The sequence below is a fragment of the Aliivibrio sp. SR45-2 genome, from assembly GCF_963890165.1.
GTDB lineage: Bacteria > Pseudomonadota > Gammaproteobacteria > Enterobacterales > Vibrionaceae > Aliivibrio > Aliivibrio salmonicida.
The window spans coordinates 1-1,912 of sequence record NZ_CAWPRC010000046.1 but is presented as its reverse complement, the minus strand read 5'-3'; the positions used below and the strand labels follow the sequence as shown (position 1 = coordinate 1,912).

At 35.5% G+C, this 1,912-nt stretch carries 2 protein-coding genes; both read right to left on the bottom strand.

The annotated features are described in order from the left end of the window. Positions 1-265: 265 nt before the first annotated feature. On the bottom strand, positions 266-1,288 hold the full coding sequence (locus AACV33_RS02460) for a hypothetical protein (RefSeq protein ID WP_255458671.1): 1,023 nt from the start codon (positions 1,286-1,288) through the stop codon (positions 266-268). A gap of 231 nt (positions 1,289-1,519) precedes the next feature. Further along, a partial coding sequence (locus AACV33_RS02455) for a GNAT family N-acetyltransferase (protein WP_182700711.1) occupies positions 1,520-1,912 on the bottom strand: 393 nt, incomplete at its 5' end.

Here is a 1,912-nt window from a genome sequence, read left to right as displayed (position 1 = left end):
CCTGATAATACGAAAACCAAAAGGCAACAAAGAAGAAAGGAACGCTTACTAAGCCAAAACTACAAAAGCCGCGATCCTTTTGATGAACCGTGCAAAAAATTTCGGACTCAGTACGCACAACGCCTCAATAACACGTTTATTACTATGCGATTATACTTAAAATTAACACCCTAAAACGAGAAACACCCGACAACCTAGGGATGCCGAGTGTAATAAATCGTGTTGATTGATTTGTTATGTGCCAACTAACAGTTGAAGGCTTACATTAATTAGGTGACGAAGAGACAGAACTAGCTATTGCCTTTTCGATCACGCCTTGACGAACTTTATAGGAGCCATCGACATATACTAATTGATTATTTCTCAAGCCATTAAATAAAATTTCAATTTCACTTGGCTCAATGAAAGAAGTATTTACTACTAAATTAAAGGTCGCCTCAGAACTTTCCAGTTTTGCTGTAACTGATAAATTATCATCTGATGTTCTTTTAATTGAAATAATATCTAACGGATGCTTTGCCTCAGTTGTCTCTAAGCTTGGCTGATTATTTGCTACCATATCTGATGCTGATGCTATATCTAAAACAGCAGAAGTCGCACCATTAAAGTCTACATTTGTTGCACCAGAAAGTAATGCTGTTTTAATTAATCCTTGATAGCCTTTTTGGGTTTGTGCGTCAACCTTAGCTTGCTTTTCCAGAGCTACATTATTATCTTTAACAACGTCAACAAGAGCTGTTGTAAATGTATCAATTTGGCCTTTATTTAACTCAGCTAACTTAATTTCTTTTTCAGAAGTTAATTTTTGTTTTTGTAAGTCCGTATAAGAAGAGAAAGCATACGCCCCACCAATACTAAGAACGAGAGTTAAAAAGAAAGCTGTCTTTTGGTTACCAGTCATATTGTCTGTCGCCTTATGCACCACGTCTTTAAGTGAGTCTAAAAGAGCTGTAAGATCACCTATTATATTAGTACATCCAGGCTCTACCTTGAAGATAATCTCAAGATTTTTTTTGTCTTCAGTACGCAACTTTTGCAAATTATCTGAATTGTAACGCACAATACAGTAGGCTTTCTGTAAGTCAAGATGAAACTCACTTAACCCCTTACAAATAGTCGACGTAAGTTGACCATTTAAGCGTTGCTCATTACCTGTAAGTTTTACTCCCAATATTGGGTAGATTTTAGACAAATCTATATCTTTAAGTTGAACATCTTCTGTATTATCAGAAATTAACTTAATTAACTTTTCAAAATCAGAAACTGTTTCCAATTGAGCAACTGGCATATTTAGAACATCCTAAAATAAAAGAACTAATATTTTACTATATGGCATTTAACTTTACAGCAAGCAATGCTATAAAGTTTAAGGTAGATCAAAATAAACAGATACTTAGGGCACATAATGCCTGCATAACACGTTTGCTACCATGCAGATTAAGCTCAAATTTACCACTTAACGCGGTAAACTCAAAGAAACCTAGAATGCCGAATGTAGCAAATCGTGTTGATGCGATTGTTATGTAACTCTGTCATCGCGAGAATAAACATGATCCGCAAACAATTTCCCACCAATTTCATAAGCGTCTGGAATAATGCGATCAAGCTGAAACCCACATTTAAGTAACACTTTCTCTGAACCAATATTCCCTTCAGTTACTACAGCTTTATAAGCATTAATTTCTTGAACCGACTCAGCCCAATCCAATAGCCCAGAAAGAGATTCTGAACCATAGCCATTACCATAAAATTCAGGTAATAAAAGATAACCGACTTCAGCAACATTATTTTCAACAGTAAAACCTGTAATACCAATAGAGTTTCCTGATTGTTTATCAAAAATAACAAAGCATAACCATGAGCTGGAATCCACATTCCATGGAACTAACCGGGATTCAAATTTCCCTCTGAC